Source organism: Pseudomonas sp. B21-048, from assembly GCF_024748615.1.
Lineage (GTDB): Bacteria > Pseudomonadota > Gammaproteobacteria > Pseudomonadales > Pseudomonadaceae > Aquipseudomonas.
In genome coordinates, this window is the sequence record NZ_CP087168.1 from 117621 (window position 1) to 137167 (window position 19547).

The 19547-nt window shown below is 57.9% G+C and carries 10 protein-coding genes, 3 rRNA genes and 3 pseudogenes; 7 read left to right on the forward strand and 9 right to left on the reverse strand.

Annotated elements, in window-relative coordinates; translation table 11 throughout:
* Positions 1 to 83: 83 nt before the first annotated feature.
* The 3 genes from LOY56_RS00580 (at position 84) to rrf (LOY56_RS00590) (ending at position 3462) form a co-directional block, all read left to right on the forward strand.
* Positions 84 to 2975: ribosomal RNA gene (locus LOY56_RS00580) — 23S ribosomal RNA — on the forward strand.
* A 148-nt stretch (positions 2976 to 3123) separates the two neighbouring features.
* Positions 3124 to 3239: ribosomal RNA gene (gene rrf, locus LOY56_RS00585) — 5S ribosomal RNA — on the forward strand.
* Between the two features lie 107 nt (positions 3240 to 3346).
* Positions 3347 to 3462: ribosomal RNA gene (gene rrf / locus LOY56_RS00590) — 5S ribosomal RNA — on the forward strand.
* 65 nt (positions 3463 to 3527) lie between these two features.
* On the opposite strand, the pseudogene LOY56_RS00595 reads toward rrf (LOY56_RS00590), so the two are convergent.
* The 3 pseudogenes from LOY56_RS00595 to LOY56_RS00605 all read right to left on the reverse strand — a co-directional run.
* Positions 3528 to 4724 (reverse strand): annotated as a pseudogene (locus LOY56_RS00595) (PepSY-associated TM helix domain-containing protein).
* Between the two features lie 161 nt (positions 4725 to 4885).
* Positions 4886 to 5483 (reverse strand): annotated as a pseudogene (locus LOY56_RS00600) (secretin and TonB N-terminal domain-containing protein); the annotation flags it as partial.
* Between the two features lie 93 nt (positions 5484 to 5576).
* A pseudogene (locus tag LOY56_RS00605) lies at positions 5577 to 6053 on the reverse strand (hypothetical protein); the annotation flags it as partial.
* Positions 6054 to 6256: 203 nt separating this feature from the next.
* Here LOY56_RS00605 and LOY56_RS00610 point away from each other — a divergent pair.
* A complete protein-coding gene (locus LOY56_RS00610; RefSeq protein ID WP_258618697.1) occupies positions 6257 to 8137 on the forward strand; it encodes a methyl-accepting chemotaxis protein in 1881 nt (626 codons plus the stop codon).
* A gap of 151 nt (positions 8138 to 8288) precedes the next feature.
* On the opposite strand, the gene LOY56_RS00615 is transcribed toward LOY56_RS00610, so the two are convergent.
* The 5 genes from LOY56_RS00615 to LOY56_RS00635 form a co-directional block, all read right to left on the reverse strand.
* Entirely contained in the window at positions 8289 to 8756 is a 468-nt protein-coding gene (locus LOY56_RS00615) for an SRPBCC family protein (RefSeq protein WP_258618698.1), read from the reverse strand.
* A 29-nt stretch (positions 8757 to 8785) separates the two neighbouring features.
* Positions 8786 to 12202 (reverse strand): non-ribosomal peptide synthetase, encoded by a 3417-nt coding sequence (locus LOY56_RS00620; protein ID WP_258618701.1) that lies wholly within the window; start codon positions 12200 to 12202, stop codon positions 8786 to 8788.
* 13 nt (positions 12203 to 12215) lie between these two features.
* A complete protein-coding gene (locus tag LOY56_RS00625) occupies positions 12216 to 13145 on the reverse strand; it encodes a diiron oxygenase (RefSeq protein ID WP_258618704.1) in 930 nt (309 codons plus the stop codon).
* Positions 13142 to 13918, reverse strand: coding sequence for a DUF3050 domain-containing protein (locus LOY56_RS00630; protein ID WP_007941184.1), 777 nt, complete (start codon positions 13916 to 13918; stop codon positions 13142 to 13144). The genes LOY56_RS00625 and LOY56_RS00630 overlap by 4 nt, the downstream gene beginning before the upstream one ends.
* Before the next feature lie 731 nt (positions 13919 to 14649).
* Positions 14650 to 15360, reverse strand: a complete 711-nt coding sequence (locus LOY56_RS00635) for a GntR family transcriptional regulator (RefSeq protein ID WP_258618708.1) — start codon at positions 15358 to 15360, stop codon at positions 14650 to 14652.
* 198 nt (positions 15361 to 15558) lie between these two features.
* On the opposite strand from LOY56_RS00635, the gene lapG reads away from it, so the two are divergent.
* The 3 genes from lapG (at position 15559) to LOY56_RS00650 (ending at position 18955) form a co-directional block, all read left to right on the forward strand.
* Positions 15559 to 16251, forward strand: a complete 693-nt coding sequence (lapG, locus tag LOY56_RS00640) for a cysteine protease LapG (protein WP_258618710.1) — start codon at positions 15559 to 15561, stop codon at positions 16249 to 16251.
* Positions 16252 to 16265: 14 nt separating this feature from the next.
* On the forward strand, positions 16266 to 18212 hold the full coding sequence (lapD, locus tag LOY56_RS00645) for a cyclic di-GMP receptor LapD (RefSeq protein WP_258618713.1): 1947 nt from the start codon (positions 16266 to 16268) through the stop codon (positions 18210 to 18212).
* 416 nt (positions 18213 to 18628) lie between these two features.
* A complete protein-coding gene (locus tag LOY56_RS00650; RefSeq protein ID WP_408980363.1) occupies positions 18629 to 18955 on the forward strand; it encodes a DUF6124 family protein in 327 nt (108 codons plus the stop codon).
* 163 nt (positions 18956 to 19118) lie between these two features.
* Here the strand turns inward: LOY56_RS00650 and LOY56_RS00655 are convergent, their stop codons facing one another.
* Complete coding sequence (locus tag LOY56_RS00655; protein WP_258618717.1) at positions 19119 to 19457, reverse strand: tryptophan synthase subunit beta; 339 nt, start codon at positions 19455 to 19457, stop codon at positions 19119 to 19121.
* Positions 19458 to 19547 lie beyond the last annotated feature (90 nt).

Below are 19547 nucleotides of genomic sequence, written 5' to 3' on the forward strand. Positions count from 1 at the left end.
GCTAAGGTAAAATTTGTGAGTTTAATCGCGAATTTTCGGCGAATGTCGTCTTCACAGTATAACCAGATTGCTTGGGGTTATATGGTCAAGTGAAGAAGCGCATACGGTGGATGCCTTGGCAGTCAGAGGCGATGAAAGACGTGGTAGCCTGCGAAAAGCTTCGGGGAGTCGGCAAACAGACTTTGATCCGGAGATGTCTGAATGGGGGAACCCACCTAACATAAGTTAGGTATCTTAAGCTGAATACATAGGCTTAAGAAGCGAACCAGGGGAACTGAAACATCTAAGTACCCTGAGGAAAAGAAATCAACCGAGATTCCCTTAGTAGTGGCGAGCGAACGGGGACTAGCCCTTAAGTGGCTTTGAGATTAGCGGAACGCTCTGGAAAGTGCGGCCATAGTGGGTGATAGCCCTGTACGCGAAAATCTCTTAGTCATGAAATCGAGTAGGACGGAGCACGAGAAACTTTGTCTGAATATGGGGGGACCATCCTCCAAGGCTAAATACTACTGACTGACCGATAGTGAACTAGTACCGTGAGGGAAAGGCGAAAAGAACCCCGGAGAGGGGAGTGAAATAGATCCTGAAACCGTATGCGTACAAGCAGTGGGAGCCCACTTTGTTGGGTGACTGCGTACCTTTTGTATAATGGGTCAGCGACTTATTTTCAGTGGCGAGCTTAACCGAATAGGGGAGGCGTAGCGAAAGCGAGTCTTAATAGGGCGTCTAGTCGCTGGGAATAGACCCGAAACCGGGCGATCTATCCATGGGCAGGTTGAAGGTTGGGTAACACTAACTGGAGGACCGAACCGACTACCGTTGAAAAGTTAGCGGATGACCTGTGGATCGGAGTGAAAGGCTAATCAAGCTCGGAGATAGCTGGTTCTCCTCGAAAGCTATTTAGGTAGCGCCTCATGTATCACTGTAGGGGGTAGAGCACTGTTTCGGCTAGGGGGTCATCCCGACTTACCAAACCGATGCAAACTCCGAATACCTACAAGTGCCGAGCATGGGAGACACACGGCGGGTGCTAACGTCCGTCGTGAAAAGGGAAACAACCCAGACCGTCAGCTAAGGTCCCAAAGTTATGGTTAAGTGGGAAACGATGTGGGAAGGCTTAGACAGCTAGGAGGTTGGCTTAGAAGCAGCCACCCTTTAAAGAAAGCGTAATAGCTCACTAGTCGAGTCGGCCTGCGCGGAAGATGTAACGGGGCTCAAACCATACACCGAAGCTACGGGTATCACTTAGGTGATGCGGTAGAGGAGCGTTCTGTAAGCCTGTGAAGGTGAGTTGAGAAGCTTGCTGGAGGTATCAGAAGTGCGAATGCTGACATGAGTAACGACAATGGGTGTGAAAAACACCCACGCCGAAAGACCAAGGTTTCCTGCGCAACGTTAATCGACGCAGGGTTAGTCGGTCCCTAAGGCGAGGCTGAAAAGCGTAGTCGATGGAAAACAGGTTAATATTCCTGTACTTCTGGTTATTGCGATGGAGGGACGGAGAAGGCTAGGCCAGCTTGGCGTTGGTTGTCCAAGTTTAAGGTGGTAGGCTGGAATCTTAGGTAAATCCGGGATTCTAAGGCCGAGAGCTGATGACGAGTGTTCTTTTAGAACACGAAGTGGTTGATGCCATGCTTCCAAGAAAAGCTTCTAAGCTTCAGGTAACCAGGAACCGTACCCCAAACCGACACAGGTGGTTGGGTAGAGAATACCAAGGCGCTTGAGAGAACTCGGGTGAAGGAACTAGGCAAAATGGCACCGTAACTTCGGGAGAAGGTGCGCCGGTGAGGGTGAAGCATTTACTGCGTAAGCCCATGCCGGTCGAAGATACCAGGCCGCTGCGACTGTTTATTAAAAACACAGCACTCTGCAAACACGAAAGTGGACGTATAGGGTGTGACGCCTGCCCGGTGCCGGAAGGTTAATTGATGGGGTTAGCTAACGCGAAGCTCTTGATCGAAGCCCCGGTAAACGGCGGCCGTAACTATAACGGTCCTAAGGTAGCGAAATTCCTTGTCGGGTAAGTTCCGACCTGCACGAATGGCGTAACGATGGCGGCGCTGTCTCCACCCGAGACTCAGTGAAATTGAAATCGCTGTGAAGATGCAGTGTATCCGCGGCTAGACGGAAAGACCCCGTGAACCTTTACTATAGCTTTGCACTGGACTTTGAATTTGCTTGTGTAGGATAGGTGGGAGGCTTTGAAGCGTGGACGCCAGTTCGCGTGGAGCCAACCTTGAAATACCACCCTGGCAACTTTGAGGTTCTAACTCAGGTCCGTTATCCGGATCGAGGACAGTGTATGGTGGGTAGTTTGACTGGGGCGGTCTCCTCCTAAAGAGTAACGGAGGAGTACGAAGGTGCGCTCAGACCGGTCGGAAATCGGTCGTAGAGTATAAAGGCAAAAGCGCGCTTGACTGCGAGACAGACACGTCGAGCAGGTACGAAAGTAGGTCTTAGTGATCCGGTGGTTCTGTATGGAAGGGCCATCGCTCAACGGATAAAAGGTACTCCGGGGATAACAGGCTGATACCGCCCAAGAGTTCATATCGACGGCGGTGTTTGGCACCTCGATGTCGGCTCATCACATCCTGGGGCTGAAGCCGGTCCCAAGGGTATGGCTGTTCGCCATTTAAAGTGGTACGCGAGCTGGGTTTAGAACGTCGTGAGACAGTTCGGTCCCTATCTGCCGTGGACGTTTGAGATTTGAGAGGGGCTGCTCCTAGTACGAGAGGACCGGAGTGGACGAACCTCTGGTGTTCCGGTTGTCACGCCAGTGGCATTGCCGGGTAGCTATGTTCGGAATAGATAACCGCTGAAAGCATCTAAGCGGGAAACTAGCCTCAAGATGAGATCTCACTGGGACCTTGAGTCCCCTGAAGGGCCGTCGAAGACTACGACGTTGATAGGTTGGGTGTGTAAGCGCTGTGAGGCGTTGAGCTAACCAATACTAATTGCCCGTGAGGCTTGACCATATAACACCCAAGCAATTTGCGTCGAAAGGCCAGATTGCGGTGTGTGAAGACGCAACGAACCGAAAGTTCGAGAAACAAACACACAAATCTATTACATACCCAATTTGCTGAAGCGAGGCCAGCTGGTCACGACTCAGTACCCGAATTTCTTGACGACCATAGAGCATTGGAACCACCTGATCCCATCCCGAACTCAGCAGTGAAACGATGCATCGCCGATGGTAGTGTGGGGTTTCCCCATGTGAGAGTAGGTCATCGTCAAGATTGAATTCCGAAACCCCTATCTGCGTCTGCAGGTAGGGGTTTTGTTTTAGTAGAAGTCACCGATTTTGCTGGCACGTTACCGTTGTAACGAGCTGGTCACAGAATTTCTTGACGACCATAGAGCATTGGAACCACCTGATCCCATCCCGAACTCAGCAGTGAAACGATGCATCGCCGATGGTAGTGTGGGGTTTCCCCATGTGAGAGTAGGTCATCGTCAAGATTGAATTCCGAAACCCCTGTCTGCTTATGCAGACAGGGGTTTTGTCTTTCTGGGCTATAGAAACCTCAATCCGGTATGGGGTACATCCCGCTCTTGCGTGCCTTGCTACTCCTTCGAGCCAGCAACTTGCGCCACCAGATATAGATTCCCGTCCCCGACAATACTGCAATCAAAATACCCAATACCGCGATCATCACTTGTCCGGTGAGTCCAATGATCCGCCCTCCGTGTATCGGCAATTGCAGCCGATAAAAACGTTCTCCCAAGGTGCCTTGCCCGGCGATTTCCTGCTCCAGTAAACGCCCGTCCGTGCCATGGAAGAACAGCCAGGACTTTCCATGGGCCTCGGTATCATGTTGCCCAAACCCCGCCCCATAAAAGTTGTATTCAACGTTGTAATACAACTCCCCGATCGCCGCTGTCAGCCCCAGCCATTGCCCTTCCTGCTACGCACGTTCATAAGCCTGTTGATAACTCGGCCGCGTAACTCCCAGCTCCTCGGCAGGCATGCGTCCACGTGCTTCATAGACGCTCGGTTCGATTGGCGAAAACAATGAAACCGCAGGCTTGAAGACCTGGCTCGGCAGGTTCATGGCGACACTGCTGATAGCGATCGGCAGCAGCAATAACCAAAGCAACAAACCACCGGCCCGATGCAGGTCAAAATTCAGCCGGTAGGCATGCTCACCTTTGATCTTCCAAGCCATCGACCATTTCTTCCAGAATGGTTTCCCTCGTGGAAGCGTCAGCCAAAGGGCAATGAAACAGTCGATAACCCAGGCAATCGCGACCAGTCCCATTAACAACAAACCCCAGTTATTCGGTAGGACCAGGTTGTAGTGGAACTCAAGAATGAAAGGGATGAAGTTCTCCCGCTGAAAGCAGCATTCTCCCCAGAACCGCTGCCCTTTCTGCTCGCCATTGACCGGATCCAGATAGAACACCTGATTGAGTTCGGCAAAAGGTTTTCCGGTAGCAGGATCATTGCGTGGTACCGCCGCCAGCAATGCGGTATGACCCGGCTCTGACGGGTATTCCATGTACCAGACCTGCAGCCTCGGGTGCTCCGCTTGCAGCTTGTCGACCAAGGCACCAGGTGGCAAACGTTGACCTTCGGCAGACGCTGAATAAAACCCCGGATTGAGCCATCCGTCCAGTTCATGATTGAACGCCAAATTGCTGCCCGTCAGCCCCGCCATCAGCAGAAACAACGCAGTCGCCAAGCCAATGTAGCGATGAAGTAGAGCCAGAAATGCACGCATGGAGTTTTCCTGCAGAGACAACAAAGCCAGCGCCTGAATTCAGGTGCTGGCTTTGTCGTAATAACGAGTCGTTAGAACTGGTAGCGCACGGTAGCGGCGACGTTGCGCTCTTCACCCAGGTAGCAGAAGTTCAGGCTGGCACAGGAGGCCACGTAGGACTCGTTGGTCAATACGCCCGGGGTGTAGCGCATCGCCTGGGACACGGTTTGCGAGCCTTGGTCGTCCATTTGCTCGCGGGTCACCACGGACACGCTTTGCGAGGTTTCCAGCAGCGTGGTACTGGTCTTGGTGGCGATCTGGCTGTGCGTTGCGTGGTAACCCTCCATACTGCCCAGCGCATTGCCCAGGGCGAAGCCTTTGATGTCCGTAATAGGTAGTGCCAGGGCTTCGGTCTCAGCGACGGGCCGCAGCACATAGCTGCGGCCATCCTGGCTGACGGCCACAAGCCCTGTGCCGTTGAGCAAATGGCTCAACGCCTGATCCGCCGAATAGTCGCCCTGTAGCCCCGGTGACTGGAGGCCTTGAGTTTGAGCTGGAGTCGTCGACAGAGTGATGCCCACGCGCGAATGGGTTGAGCACATCGCTCAAGGGGCCGGCGGCAATGTTGTAGCGGTAGCTAACGGCTTCGCTGCCCTGTGCTGTCGGCAGCAGGCCGACACCCAATGCGGTCGAGAACAGCGTCGCGCGGACGGCGTGGCGCAAGACGCCTGATTCCGTGGCGAAATGGAGAGGATTCTTACTGATGGCGCGCGCAGTCATTGTAGGTTTCCGTAGGAAGTCGCTGAAGGCAGAGTTGAAGTGCTTACTGACTAAGCCGGACTCGTTCGGAAAACCCGCCAAAAATAATTCAGGCCTGTCGCTCCAGACCCACCAGCGAGTGCGATAGCGCAGTTGCACCTGCAGGGTGTGCGGCAGGATGGCCAGCAGTTTGTCGGTGTCGTCGAGATGGAAAACTCCGGACAGCCGCAAGTGGGCAATGTCCGCCGCGCAGGTCAGATAGCCGGGACGGTAACGCCCGACTTCATTAATGAAGTCCCCGAGGCGCATGTTACGGGTGACGATCAAGCCATCGACCCAGGCGCCGGTGTCCATGTCTTGAGGCGGTGCCACCTGTGTGCGACTTCGATTGATCAGATAGCTCTGCCCGGCCTGCACCTGAATCGGCAGGCCATCGGCGGCCCACTGCTGCCAGCCGATCGCATCCTTGCCCAGCCACGCCGCCGAACCCATCAGCAACGCGTCCGACAGCAGCTTCAACGCTTGGCGCCGCCCGAGTCCCTGCGCGCTGTTTTCCAAAGCGTTGAAAGCGACTTGAGCCCCAGGCACCGCGCTACTCGGGTTCTCTGGCACGCCGTTCGGCGGGTATCTGACGGTTTTCGTACAAACCCCTAAGATTTCTCCCACTCGTGCCGACAGACTGATGAGACATGCGTGCACCAAAGTAGAGCGGCTCCAGAATGCCGTCTGCGCTGTTACATGGAATGTTGCAACCCGGAACGCATCCCCACTTTTTGCATAAGAAGTCCTATGAAATGAATCTTAAGTTCAGCCATAAAATTCTGCTGGCCGCTTCAGGCGTCGTGGTGCTGGCTTTTGCGTTGTTCACTTTGTACAACGACTATCTGCAGCGAAACACCATTCGGCAAAACATCGAGTCTTCCGTGGAGCAAGCCGGCGATTTGACCGCCAGCAGCGTACAGAACTGGATGAGCGGCCGCGTTCTGGTTCTGGAAAACCTTGCGCAAAACGTTGCCCATCAAGGCACCCATGCCGATCTGCCGGGGCTGGTGGATCAACCCGCCCTCACCTCGAACTTTCAGTTCACTTACGTCGGGCAGGCCAATGGTGTGTTCACCCAGCGCCCTGACGCGAAGATGCCGGACGGTTACGATCCGCGTCAGCGCCCTTGGTACAAACAAGCCGTGGTCGCCGACAAGACCATGCTGACCCCGCCTTACATGGCCGCGGTCGGCGGGTTGGTGGTGACCATCGCCATGCCGGTGAAAAAGAGCGGCGAGCTGCTGGGCGTCGTCGGCGGCGACCTGAGTCTGGAAACCCTGGTGAAGATCATCAACTCGGTGGACTTCGGTGGCATCGGTCATGCGTTCCTCGTCAGCGCCGAGGGTCAAGTGATCGTCAGCCCGGACAAGGATCAGGTGATGAAGAACCTGAAAGACATCTATCCGGGGTCCAATGTCCGCATCGAAAAGGGGATTCAGGAAGTAGAACTGAACAAGCAGGACCGCATCCTCTCGTTCACCCCGGTGACGGGTTTGCCGAATGCCGAGTGGTATGTCGGTCTGTCGATCGACAAAGCCAAGGCCTACGCGCCGCTGAGCCAGTTCCGCACCTCGGCGCTGATCGCGATACTCATCGCCGTGACCACCATTGCGGTACTGCTGAGCCTGCTGATCAATGTGCTGATGCGTCCGCTGACTACGATGGGCCGTGCAATGCAGAACATCGCGCAGGGTGAGGGCGACCTGACCCGTCGCCTGGTCGTAGAAAGCAAAGATGAGTTCGGCGAGTTGGGCGGTTCCTTCAACCAGTTCGTGGAGCGGATTCACGCGTCGATTTGCGAAGTATCCTCGGCGACCCGTCAGGTTCATGACCTGTCACAACGGGTGATGGCATCGTCAAACGCTTCGATCCTTGGCTCCGACGAACAAAGCGCCCGCACCAACAGCGTGGCCGCGGCGATCAACCAATTGGGCGCTGCTACCCAGGAAATCGCCCGCAACGCCGCCGATGCTTCGCAACACGCCAGCGGCGCGAGCGAGCAGGCTGATGATGGTCGTCAGGTGGTGGAAAAAACCATTCTGGCCATGAATGAGCTGTCGCAGAAGATCAGCCTGTCTTGCACGCAGATCGAAACCCTGAACGCGAGCACCGACAACATCGGCCACATTCTCGATGTGATCAAAGGCATCTCCCAGCAGACCAATTTGCTGGCGCTCAATGCGGCCATCGAAGCGGCCCGTGCCGGTGAGGCGGGTCGTGGTTTTGCGGTAGTGGCGGACGAGGTGCGTAACCTGGCTCATCGCACCCAGGAGTCGGCGGAAGAAATCCACAAGATGATCAGTTCGCTGCAGATCGGTTCTCGCGAAGCGGTGACCACCATGAACGCCAGTCAGGTGTCCAGCGAGCAGAGCGTTGAAGTGGCGAACCAGGCCGGCCTGCGACTGGTCAGCGTGACCCAGCGCATCGGCGAAATCGACGGCATGAACCAATCGGTGGCCGCAGCGACTGAAGAGCAGACCGCCGTGGTGGAAACCCTCAACGTCGACGTCAGTCAGATCAACCTGCTGAACCAGCAGAGCGTGGCCAACCTCAATGAAACGTTGAAGGATTGCGATGCGCTGTCCCAGCAGGCCAATCGGTTGAAGCAACTGGTTGATAGCTTCAAGATCTGATTGAGGTCAGTTGGGCCGCGTTATCGTTCTTCGCGGGCAAGTCGGATCGCCGCACCGCTCGCGCCTACAAGTTAGCCCTTGTAGGCGCGAGCGGTGCGGCGATCCGACTTGCCCGCGAAAGCGGCAGATCAGGCACCGCCGAACCAAAGTCTTACCCAAACAGCTTCAACACATTCCCCATCGCATCATCGGCAAACCCCTGAACGAAATCCTTGAACCCCGGCAGGGCTTCGGCACCGCCCTGGGCCGGTTCGGCGATGATGGTCCAGGTCGCCCGCGACTTGCTCGCCCCCAAGGATTCAACACTCATCGCCGCCCACAAATTGGCCACGCCCAGCGTGTTGTAGATCGTCGTCCAGGTCATGTTCAGCGCCTGATCATCCCGGGAGTTGAGTTGCTCGACCACCAGATTGCCGTCCTTGAAGAATTTCTTGCGCAGCGACGACACGCCGTCGCCCGTCATCTCGATGTGCGACAGCGCCGGAATGAATTGGTCGAAGCCGGCAAAGTTGCCGACCACGGCCCAGACTTGCATTGCATCGGCCGGTACTTCCACCGAAGAAATGACCTGGCAGCCGTGAGGGTTTTTGATCAGGGTATCGGGTTGCAGAGTCTTCATGGTTTTGCTCCGTGCAGGGGTAGGGTGAATCAGATGAAGTTGATTTCTTTGAGGTAGTCGCAGCCGCGCCGCAGCAGCGCCGGGGATTTTTCCGGGTAGTGCGCGCCCATCTGCCGGACGCCGGCCTGGGCGTTGTCGTGGCCGATCATCGAGATGTCGCCGATGTCTTCCTCGAAGCCGTTGAGGTAGAAACCCAGTACGCCAAACAGCGCGTTGTCGCTGTCGACCCGGCCCAGTTGCTGTTGCCAGTCGGCGACGCTGACCATGGCGAACTCCCGACCGGCCTCGCGAAAGGACGCCACGTAGGTGTCCCAGCTCAGGGGCTCGGGGTTGTGCAGGTTGAACACCGCTTTTTCGGCCTGGTAACGGCTGGCGTGGAAGGCGATGAAACGGGCGAGGAAATCCACCGGCATCAGGTCGAAATTCAGCGCGAACTCCGGCACCTGGCCGAGCTGGATCGAGCCCTTGAGCATTAGCATCAAGCGATTTTTGTGGGGCTGGCAGACGCCGGTGAGGCTGTTGAAGCTGATGTTGCCGGGGCGATAAAGATTGACCCGCACCCCACGCTCCCGCGCCCGTTCGAGGATCCGCTCGCCGACCCATTTGGACAGGTTGTAGCCGTTCTTGATGTAGATCGGCGGCGTCTGCGCGGCGGGCAACTCCAACACCCGGCCATCGTCGGAAATCGTGCTGGACGCCGAGAGCGTCGAGACGAAGTTGAAGATCTTCTTGCTGCGCCCTTCACACAAACGCAGGCATTCGAAAATCGGCTCGACGTTATCCCGCGCCAACGACTCGTAATCGAGGACGTGATTGACGTTGGCGGCGTTGTGCACCAGGGCACCGAACTCACGGTCCAGTCGTTGATAAACATCTTCGCTGAGCCCCAGTTGCGGGCGAGTGATGTCCGCCGCATAAACCCGCACCCGGCTCAGGTCCAGATGCTCCAACCGGTTTTCCCGCAACGCATCAGCGAAGCGTTGCGCCGCCGATTGCCCGCCGCCATCGCGCACCAGGCACGCTACTTCGCTGGCGCCCCAGGCCAGTAGCGCTTCGACGATGTGCACACCGACAAAACTGTTGGCGCCGGTGACGATCACCTTGTGGACATCGCCCATTCGGCTGACTGGCAACGGCTTGATGTCCAGTTCACGGAAGGCATCGGCCAGGGCTTTGTCGCTTAGCACTTCCTCGGTCCCGGAGCCGCGGACCAAGGTCGCCAGCTTCGCAATTGTGGGCAGTTCGATGAAACGGTTGATCGAGATACTGCGACCGAATTCTTCACGCAAACGCAGGAGCATGCGCGACAGCAGAATCGAGTGCCCGCCGAGATTGAAGAAACTTTCGTCGGTGGAAATGTCGCTGGCGGGCAGCTCCAGCAGCTCGGCCCAGATATTCAGCAGCAGCGCTTCATCGGCGCTGGCAGGCAAACGCCGCTGGCTGTTTTCGGTCACGTTGACGGGCAGTTCCAACAGCGCTTTGCGGTCGACCTTGCCGTTGCTGGCGAACGGCATGCTCGCCAGTTCGGTCCATGCGGTCGGCTGCATATAGTCCGGCAGAAACTGCATCGCGTGGGCTTTCAAGGCTTCGCGAGCAGCGCCGGGTTGCTCTTCCTGAGGCTGCGCGAGAAAGGCCAGAATCCGTCGATGAGGGTCGATGACCACCGCCACCTGACGGTACAGCTGGCTGTCGCGCAGGCAGCGTTCGATCTCTTCCGGCTCGACCCGAAAGCCGCGAATCTTCACCTGATTGTCTCGCCGCCCGCACAGTTCGATACCGTCGCCGGTCCACTTGGCCATGTCGCCGGAGCGGTAGGCGCGCAAGCTCTGGCCGTTTGGCAGGCTCAGGTTCAGATAGCGTTCGGCAGTCTGCTGCGGATTGTTCAGGTAACCCAGACACACCCCCGGACCGACGATGTACAGCTCACCGACGGTGTGCTCGGTCACCGGTTGAAAATCCTCATCGAGGATCAGCACCTGACTGTTGGCAATCGGTGCACCAAGGGTGCGGTTGCTGTCGCCGGTGCGCAGTTGGCGCGCGGTGATCAGCACCGTGGCTTCGGTCGGGCCGTAGAGGTTGTAGAGATTGCCTTGGCGGGTCAGTTGCCCGATCACGTAGGGTTCGCAAACATCGCCACCGGTCATCACATGATCGAGGATTTGCAACTGCTCCAGCGGCAGGATGCTCAACAGCGCCGGCGGCAAAAAGGCATGGCTGAGTCGTTGGTGGCGGATCAGCTCGACCAGTTGCAGCGGGTCGCGACGTTGGTCCTCGTTGGGTACGATCAGCTCGGCACCCTGAAGCAGGGTCGGGAAAATATCGATCAGCGATGAGTCGAAACTCAACGATGAAAACTGCAACACCCGACTCTGTTCGGTCAGCTGCACGTAGTCGGCGTACCACGCCGTGAAGTGCGCGAGGTTGGCCTGGCTGAGCAACACGCCTTTGGGATGGCCTGTGGTGCCCGAGGTGTAGAGCGCCATGCACGGCGCGTCGAGATCAGGTCGTTGGCGCATCAAGGGTTGATCGAGATTCATATCGCCGATGTCGATACTGCTGATGTCCAGCCCCGGCGTCGTCTCGCTGAGCGGATGTTCTCCGTCGTGCAGCAACAACACCGCCCCTGCGTTCTCCAGAATGTACCGCTGACGTTGCAGCGGATGGCTTGGCTCCAGCGGCAGGTACACCGCACCGCTGCCCAGAATCGCCAGAATCCCCGCATACAACGCGCTGCATTTTGGCAGGCAGATCCCGACCACCAACGGTCCCTGATGCTGATCGAGCAAGGGTTGCAATCGCTGCTGGATGGCGCGGCTGTGGGCGTGCAGTTGCCGATAGCTCAGCGACGTACCGGCGATGTTCAGCGCCGGACGCTCGGCGGACTGGCTGAAGCGTTGTTCAAGCCGCTCAATCATCGGTATCTGGGCCAGTTGCAGCAACCAGGGTTCAGCTGAGGCGTTGAGCTGATGGACGTAGGCCAGACGCTCTAAAAACAGCAGATTCTCCACCTGCTCGAAGTGAGCGGGAGTTGAAGGTTCGACGAGCAGAAAATACTCGGCATCCCGGGAGAAGCGGCTGACCAGCAGCGCCACATGATCGACCAGATCGACCACTGCGCGCAGGCGTAATGCTTGGCCATTGCCGGACAGTTCTTCGGCGACTGGCACGCGACTTAGTTGCATCGAGTTGTATGTGCACAGCAGGTCCAATGCTGGCAGGCCTGAGACGCCTGGCACGCCGATACCCAGCTGCAGCGTCAGGCGCGGTGTATCGCCGAAGTCCTGAAACGGCAGGCTTGCATCGTCGATCAGCAAATCAAACGTGCCGGGCGGCAGCGCCTCCAGATTCACCAGCCGCGCCAGTGAATGACCGTGTTGTTCGAGTTCCAGCGCCAGGTCGGTCAGGGCCTGGCTTTGCCCAATGAGCAAAATATCGAGACGTCTCATGATGTTCTCCTCGTTAAACCAGGTAGTCGCTCAGGGCGTTTTGCACGCACGGTGAATCGAGCAGCGAACTGCTGCGGAAAAACCGCACGATGTTGGCGACCAGCGGGTGATGGCGATTGATCGGGAAGGCCAGCCCCGACACTTCGCTCTTGAGTGCCCGGCGTGCTGCGTCGCTGATCTGCAAGGCGTCGATCAAGCGGAAGTCGAAGGACTTCTGGATGTCATTGGTCAGGTAATGGCCGATGAACACCGGGAGAATTTGCGCGATGCACTGACGGTCGTCTTCGCTTGCGGTGTGCCAATAGATACGCACCAACCGCGCCCAGAACCCGGAGTGACGGCCCTCGTCGAGTAAGTGATCGGCCATCAGGCCCTTGATCGACTGCTTGACCGTGTCGTCCTTGGCGAACGCCGCGACATCACCGGTCACGGTGTTCTCGGCGATGGCCACGCAGATCAGCTCCACGGCGCTGCGCAGGTGTTCCGGTGCGAGGGCCACGGCTGCCGGGATGGCACGGCTCAGTTCGATTTCATCCGGCAATCCGATCGGCGCGATGCCGGTCATGGCGACGGTTTGCTGCATGAAATCCATGGCCACCAAGGCGTGGTAATCCTCGTCCACCACCACCGTCATGGCGTCGTAGCGACAGGCGAACGGGAACGCCACGCTGAAGCGGTTTTTGGCGATGCTGCGGGCGGTCTTGTCGACGATCTCGGTTTCGAAAATCACCACGTCGTTGATGAACTTGTAGAGCGTCTGCACCAGGGCGAAGTCCCGTTGTTCCGGACATTCACGCAGGAAGGTTTCACTCAGCACCAGCGGCTGACGGCTCAGCGGATAGATCAGTTTGTCGTCGTTTTCCAGTACGCGCCGGGGGCGGGTGCGAATGGTCGCGCGGCTCTCCCAGGCGTCGGCGAAGGATTGGTAGTCGGCGGCGTTCATGCGTTCACCTCCGCCACCGGTTCGCTCATGCTCAGGCGCAAGCCGTCCCACAGAGCGATGCGGCTTTCCACGGCGGCAATGGCGCTGGCGTAGACGTCTTCTTCGCGCTGCGGATCGCCATCGACCAGGCGGGCGAGGAGTTTTTCCGCCGCCGGGCCGTGGTCTTCGGAGTCGACTTCGATGTGCCGTTCCAGGTAGTAACGGAAGGTCGGCGCCTGTTCGATGCCGATGCCCCAGTCGTCGAGAATCCGCTGGAACATCTGCGGGATGACACTCTCGCGGCCATGCAGAAACGCCGCCGCCACACTGTGCCCCGGCGCATGCAACGCGGTGTGCAAGGTGTGGCGCACGAACTGCGCGGCTGCCGGGTCGACGTCCACGCTTTGCAGGGCCACGTCATAGCTCACGCCTTCTTTTTGCAGCGCCACGAAGCGTTCGACGGCGACCGTGCTGGCACCGACTTCGCGCATTGCATCCAGGTACAACTCGAAATGGCTGTAGTGACCTTGGGCGGGACGATCATCAGACTCTTCACCGAGCACGATCTCGTTGATCAACCGCGCGGCCTGAGGATCTCGCGGCGGCAGCCAGGGCAGTTGAACGCAGGTCAGTTCCTGTTGCAGGCGCTTGGTCAGCGACATGAAATCCCACACCGCAAACACATGGGTTTCCATAAAGCGTTGAAGGACCGATAACGAATGTATTTCAGAGAAGATCGGGTGTGCACTAAGTTCTGCTTTCTTCTGATTGAGACGATCTTTAGTCGGTTTCATGAGCGAGCCTATAAGTGATGTTGAGTGCCGTTGAACATGCATTGAAGTTTCCGTTGGCGAACGGGTGCCTCAATTTGAACGGATATGTGTCATATGTTTGCAAGTCGTCAGGAGGTGCTGGCGCCAGGTGTTTATGGGTTGCAGAGAAAAACTAATACACGAGTAAAGTGTCGGGCAAGTTGTTTTTTAATTAGTTGTAAGTTTAACTTTCTCGCATGCGACAAGTTTCAATAAGACTTGTAGATAAAGTTTTATTTGGGCGTAGTTGCTCCTTTCGACTGATAGGGGTCAAAATTTAAATAAAGAGTGAATTCCTCACTCAAAGCAACTTTTTTCTGGGTTCGTTTGATGTGATCTGAGGGGTGGAAGTTGGCTGGGAAATGACGCCGGTTCTTCCTTTTCCCGTGGCAAGACTCCTTCCGTAGGTTCTTGGTGCGTCGACTGCTCCGCGGGTGCGGTGCGTCGTCCGTCATTATTCGTGGGCAGCTCAAGAGTGAGCGTAATTCACGGCGGTCGCTATCACCCCTGCTTGATCTGATAGGTGCAATGGCGGGTTTGAGGGGGAAGGGGGGGAGCAGGGATGAAGTCGTGGCACACCGGTCTGGAATGCGAACGAAAGGAGGATTTGTGAGTAGATTTGTTCGTCGAGTAATCCAGGTGCGGATCAGCTCAATGTCGCGGTAAGCCAAAGCGAGCCGCTCGATGGGCTCGCTCGGCGTTGTCGCTGCGGGTTACTTCGAGGTTTTCCTGCGCTGTGGTTCAGAGCTTTCGAGGTAGCGCGTGATGACGTCGACAGCCCGGTTGAGGTGGTTTTCGAGCAACGTCACCGCGCGCTCGACGTCCCGCTCTTCGACAGCCTGCAATAACGCTCGATGATCCTCCTGAGACAATTTGCCCAAGCCCATGGCTTCCAGGTTGAAGCGCAGGAAGCGCTCCTCTTCGTTCAACCCGTCCTCGACGAGTCTCAGCAGACGCTGGTTGGGAGCCTTGTTGTAAAGCGCCATGTGGAACAGGCGATTGAGCCGGCCGATCTCGGTGTAGTCGTGTTCCGTTTCCAACTCGTCGATATAGCGCGCCGCCTGTTCGAAATCGGCGGCTTCAAGCAGGGGGATAGACCGACGCAGGGCTTCGGACTCCAGCAGGATTCGCAGTTCATAGGTTTCTGCCGCGTCGCCCTGAACCAACGGTGCAACCACCGCGCCTTTATGGGCGATCACGTTGAGCAGCGATTGCGCTTCGAGCTGACGCAAGGCTTCGCGCACCGGCATGCGGCTGACACCGAACAGGTCGGCGAGGTCTTGCTGACGCAGGGCGATGCCGCAAGGAATGCGACCGTCGAGAATCGCCGCGCGCAGCGTTTCTTCGATCACCGAGCGTGCCAAATGGGCGGGAATCGGCCCGTTGACCTTGATACTGCTGAGAGGGTTGGGCTTCTGTGTCACAACAAACGCACCCTGTTTGGCTGAAATATTTGGATCCAAATTGACACTAGTGACTGCCTGACAGGTTGTCAAACGGCCAAAGGATTGCATTACCTTAAAGTCTAGCGTGCCGACAGTGATCTCACCGTGCCATTGTCTTTTACCAGGCTAACCTTCACCATCAACCGACTTCCACCTGCCTACCCTGGATGCCTCGCATTGGCGGTACGTTTCGCGATCCCTCGGACCTTGCGCTGGCTAGGCTGCGCACTGCTGCTGGCCGGCGTCATGCTGGGCGGGCTGCATGCCGACTGGGATTTTTCCCTGATCAGCCGCCGCGCGCAGGCATTGTACGGGCCTTTGGGGGAAGGGCGGCAGCGCATCGATGCCTGGCAGCAGTTGCTGGCCACGCATAAGCAGGTGGGTGAGCTGGAACAGCTCAAGGTGGTCAACCAGTTCTTCAACCAGCAAATGCGCTACGAAGAAGACATCGACCTGTGGCACGAGGTCGATTATTGGGAAACGCCGATCGAAGCCCTATGGCAAGGCGCCGGCGACTGCGAAGACTACGCGATCGCCAAGTATTTCAGCCTGCGCCATCTCGGTGTCTCCAGTGACAAGCTGCGCATCACCTACGTCAAGGCTTTGCGCCTGAACCGCGCGCACATGGTGCTGACCTACTACTCGAGCCCCGAGGCCCTGCCTTTGGTGCTCGACAGCCTGATCGACGCGATCAAGCCCGCCAGCCAGCGAACCGATTTGCTGCCGGTCTACTCTTTCAATGCCGAAGGGTTGTGGTTGCCGGGTGCCAAGGGCAACAAAAAGGTTGGAGACACCAAACGCCTGTCCCGCTGGCAGGATGTGTTGAAGAAAATGCAGGCCGAAGGTTTTCCGGTCGAGACGACTAACTAGGAGCATGCGCTCGGATGTCTTTGTTCAAACAGCTATTGATCGCTATCTGTCTGTTCCTGGTGGTCGCCTTCACCGGCAGCTTCATGGTCAGTCTGGAAAGCTCGCGCACCCAGTACGTCAACCAGTTGCGCTCCCACGCCCAGGACGCCGCGACGGCATTGGCGCTCTCCCTGACACCGAACATCGACGACCCGGCGATGGTCGAGTTGCTGGTCAGCTCGATCTTCGACAGCGGCTATTACGCGAGCATCCGCGTGGTCGATCTGGCCAACGACAAGACGATCGTCGAGCGCAGCGGCATCCCGGCGGTCACCAACGTGCCGGACTGGTTCGTCAAACTGATCGGCCTGGAACCGGCCGGTGGCGACGCGATTGTCAGCCGTGGCTGGGAGCAGGCCGCGCGGGTCGAGGTGGTCAGCCATCCGATGTTCGCGTTGGCCAAGTTGTGGCAGAGCGCGTTGGGCAGCCTTGGTTGGTTGCTGATCTGCGGCGCGGTGAGTGCGGTGCTGGGCGCGCTGTTGCTGCGCCGGCAACTGAAGCCGCTGGATTACATGGTCAAGCAATCCCACGCCATTGCTCGCCGTGAATTCCTCAGCCTGCCGGAACTGCCGCGCACCCCGGAACTGCGTCGGGTGGTGCAGGCCATGAACCAGATGGTCGAGAAGCTCAAGGCACTGTTCCAGGAACAAGCCGAACGCAGTGAAAAACTGCGGGCCGAGTCCTATCAGGACAACCTGACCGGCCTGGCCAACCGGCGCTATTTCGAAATGCAATTGAACGCGCGAGTGAGCAATCCTGAGCAGGCCAGCTCCGGCTATTTGCTGTTGCTGCGGGTCAAGGATCTGGCTGGTTTGAATCAGCGGCTGGGTGGTCAGCGTACCGATGAATTGTTGAAAGCGGTCGGCGAGCAATTGTCTCGCGAATGCGCCAGGTACCCGGAAACCCAGAACCTCGTGACGCGTATTCGTGGCGGTGAATTCGCCGTGCTGGCGCCGGGGCTGGTGCGCGAAGAAGCGCTGCAACTGGCAAGCAACCTCGACAGTGCCTTGGCGAGCCTGCATGCGACGGGCGCCACGGACGTGGCGTCGGTGGCCTCGATCGGGCTGGCGCCGTTTGCCCATGGCGACTCGCCGCAAGCGGTCATCGGGTTGGCGGATCAGGCGTTGGCCCAGGCAGAAAGTCAGGGCGAACCAAGCTGGGCGTGCCTCGATCACAGTGCATCGGCCCGGGTTGGCGACGATCACCATGCCTGGCACACCTTGTTGGATCAGGCATTGGATCAGCAGCGTTTCGAACTGTATTTCCAGCCGGTGGTGGCCAGCCACGACACGCAGATGGTGCTGCACTACAAAGTGCTGTCGCGCCTGCTCGACGAGCAGGACCAGACCATTCCCGCCGGGCGTTTCCTGCCGTGGCTCGAGCGTTTCGGCTGGACCGCGCGGCTGGACCGTTTGATGCTGGAATTGGTGCTTGAGCAGATGGCCGAGCATGAAGAGTCGCTGGCACTGAACCTGTCTTCGGCGACATTGGCGGACCCGCAGGCGCTGAACAAGGTGTTCGAGATCCTGCGTTCTCATTCGAGTCTGGGCGCGCGACTGACCCTGGAAATTGGCGAAGAACAATTGCCCGAGCAAGCGGTGCTGGAACAGCTTACGCGGCGTTTACGCGAGCTTGGGTTCTCACTGAGTCTGCAGCGTTTTGGTGGGCGCTTCAGCATGATCGGCAACCTGGCGCGGCTGGGATTGGCGTATCTGAAGATCGACGGCAGTTACATTCGGGCGATTGATCAGGAGAGCGACAAGCGTCTGTTCATCGAGGCGATTCAGCGGGCGGCGCATAGCATTGATTTGCCGTTGATTGCCGAGCGGGTCGAGACCGAAGGGGAGCTGGCGGTGATTCGTGAGATGGGGTTGTATGGGGTTCAGGGGCAACTCTTTGGTGAGCCGAAGCCTTGGCAGTAGCCCACTGATCGTTCCCACGCTCTGCGTGGGAATGCAGCCCGTGACGCTCCGCGTCACAACGGTGTCAGGCGCAACGCCGGCGGTGGGGCTGGAACGCGGAGCGTCCCTTGAGGCATTCCCACGCAGAGCGTGGGAACGATCACCGCTAACGAGGTCCTAGGAGATTTCCTTCAAGTTGTAGCGGTGTTGGTGAACTTGTTCCGGTCGAAGTCCAAGGCTAGTCTGGCCTTGTCACTGAATAATCGGTGACACGGACGTGCAAGTCCGACCAAACTGTTCAGGTAGCGTGCTGCCATTCCTCTCAATGAACATTTCGATGTTCACTGCTTTATGGCGGCTGCGCGCAGGAGATCCTCGGATCTGCTGGGTGTCCTAAACAGTCCCGGTCTTGCACACCTGCGCACGGCCGCCACCCTATTCGCGTGCAAGCGAACGGTGACGGCTCCAACATACTGTTTAGGGTATTTCTTATGTTCAAAGTAACGCCGAATCCCCCTGGCCACCGCAAAGGCCGCCTCTTCACCGTCTCCCCCGACATCGACACTGAAGCCCTTCTCGCCAACGCCTCCGAAGACTTGCTCTCCATCAGCGCCATCGCCGCCGACCTGGCGGATGATGTGGAAGGTTCACGGCGATCCATAGCCTTGGCCCTCAGCCGAATGGCCGATGGCGTGCAGTTGTTGGTGGAACGAGCGCTGGATCACCTTGAATCGCCGCAGATGCAGGATCGGGCCAAGGTTTAGCGTGAGGTAGCACCGATGATCGTTCCCACGCTCTGCGTGGGAATGCAGCCCGTGACGCTCCGCGTCACAACGGTGCCAGACGCAACGCCGGCGGTGGGGCTGGAACGCGGAGCGTCCCTTGAGGCATTCCCACGCAGAGCGTGGGAATGATCGGCGTCGGGCGTTAGATCAACCCCGTCTCATCATCATCGATCAACTGGCTCAACCCGCCCAATGCTTCACGGGCCTGGGTGCGGTCCATCAGCTTGGCCTGCGCGGCCGGCGGCAGGTCGGTGACGCGGATCACGCCTTTTTGGGTCAGCACCTGAATCAAGTCGTCGAGTACCCGGATCATTTCCAGGTCGCTCTGCTTGAGCTGCTTGAGGCTGGTCTCCACCACTTCGTTGGCATACCAGGCCTGGATTTCATGATGGTCGGCCGGCAGCGTTTCCGTGGCCTCGGCGTAGGCGGTGGCTTCCACGCGCACCAACTGACCTCGCGCATCGCGTTGCACGTAAAACATTGAGCATCCCTCGAAAATGGACCAGCGTCGTGCTGTCAGCAGCATAGGCCAACGCAGGCGAGTATGCGGTGCGACGAGGAACTCGTCACC

What these genes read in the sequence shown, in the direction of transcription:
- LOY56_RS00610 (WP_258618697.1), top strand. Translation starts at nt 6,257, where the DNA reads ATGAATCTTAAGTTCAGCCATAAAATTCTGCTGGCCGCTTCAGGCGTC.
- LOY56_RS00615 (WP_258618698.1), bottom strand. Translation starts at nt 8,756, where the DNA reads ATGAAGACTCTGCAACCCGATACCCTGATCAAAAACCCTCACGGCTGC.
- LOY56_RS00620 (WP_258618701.1), bottom strand. Translation starts at nt 12,202, where the DNA reads ATGAGACGTCTCGATATTTTGCTCATTGGGCAAAGCCAGGCCCTGACC.
- LOY56_RS00625 (WP_258618704.1), bottom strand. Translation starts at nt 13,145, where the DNA reads ATGAACGCCGCCGACTACCAATCCTTCGCCGACGCCTGGGAGAGCCGC.
- LOY56_RS00630 (WP_007941184.1), bottom strand. Translation starts at nt 13,918, where the DNA reads ATGAAACCGACTAAAGATCGTCTCAATCAGAAGAAAGCAGAACTTAGT.
- lapD (WP_258618713.1), top strand. Translation starts at nt 16,266, where the DNA reads ATGTCTTTGTTCAAACAGCTATTGATCGCTATCTGTCTGTTCCTGGTG.
- LOY56_RS00655 (WP_258618717.1), bottom strand. Translation starts at nt 19,457, where the DNA reads ATGTTTTACGTGCAACGCGATGCGCGAGGTCAGTTGGTGCGCGTGGAA.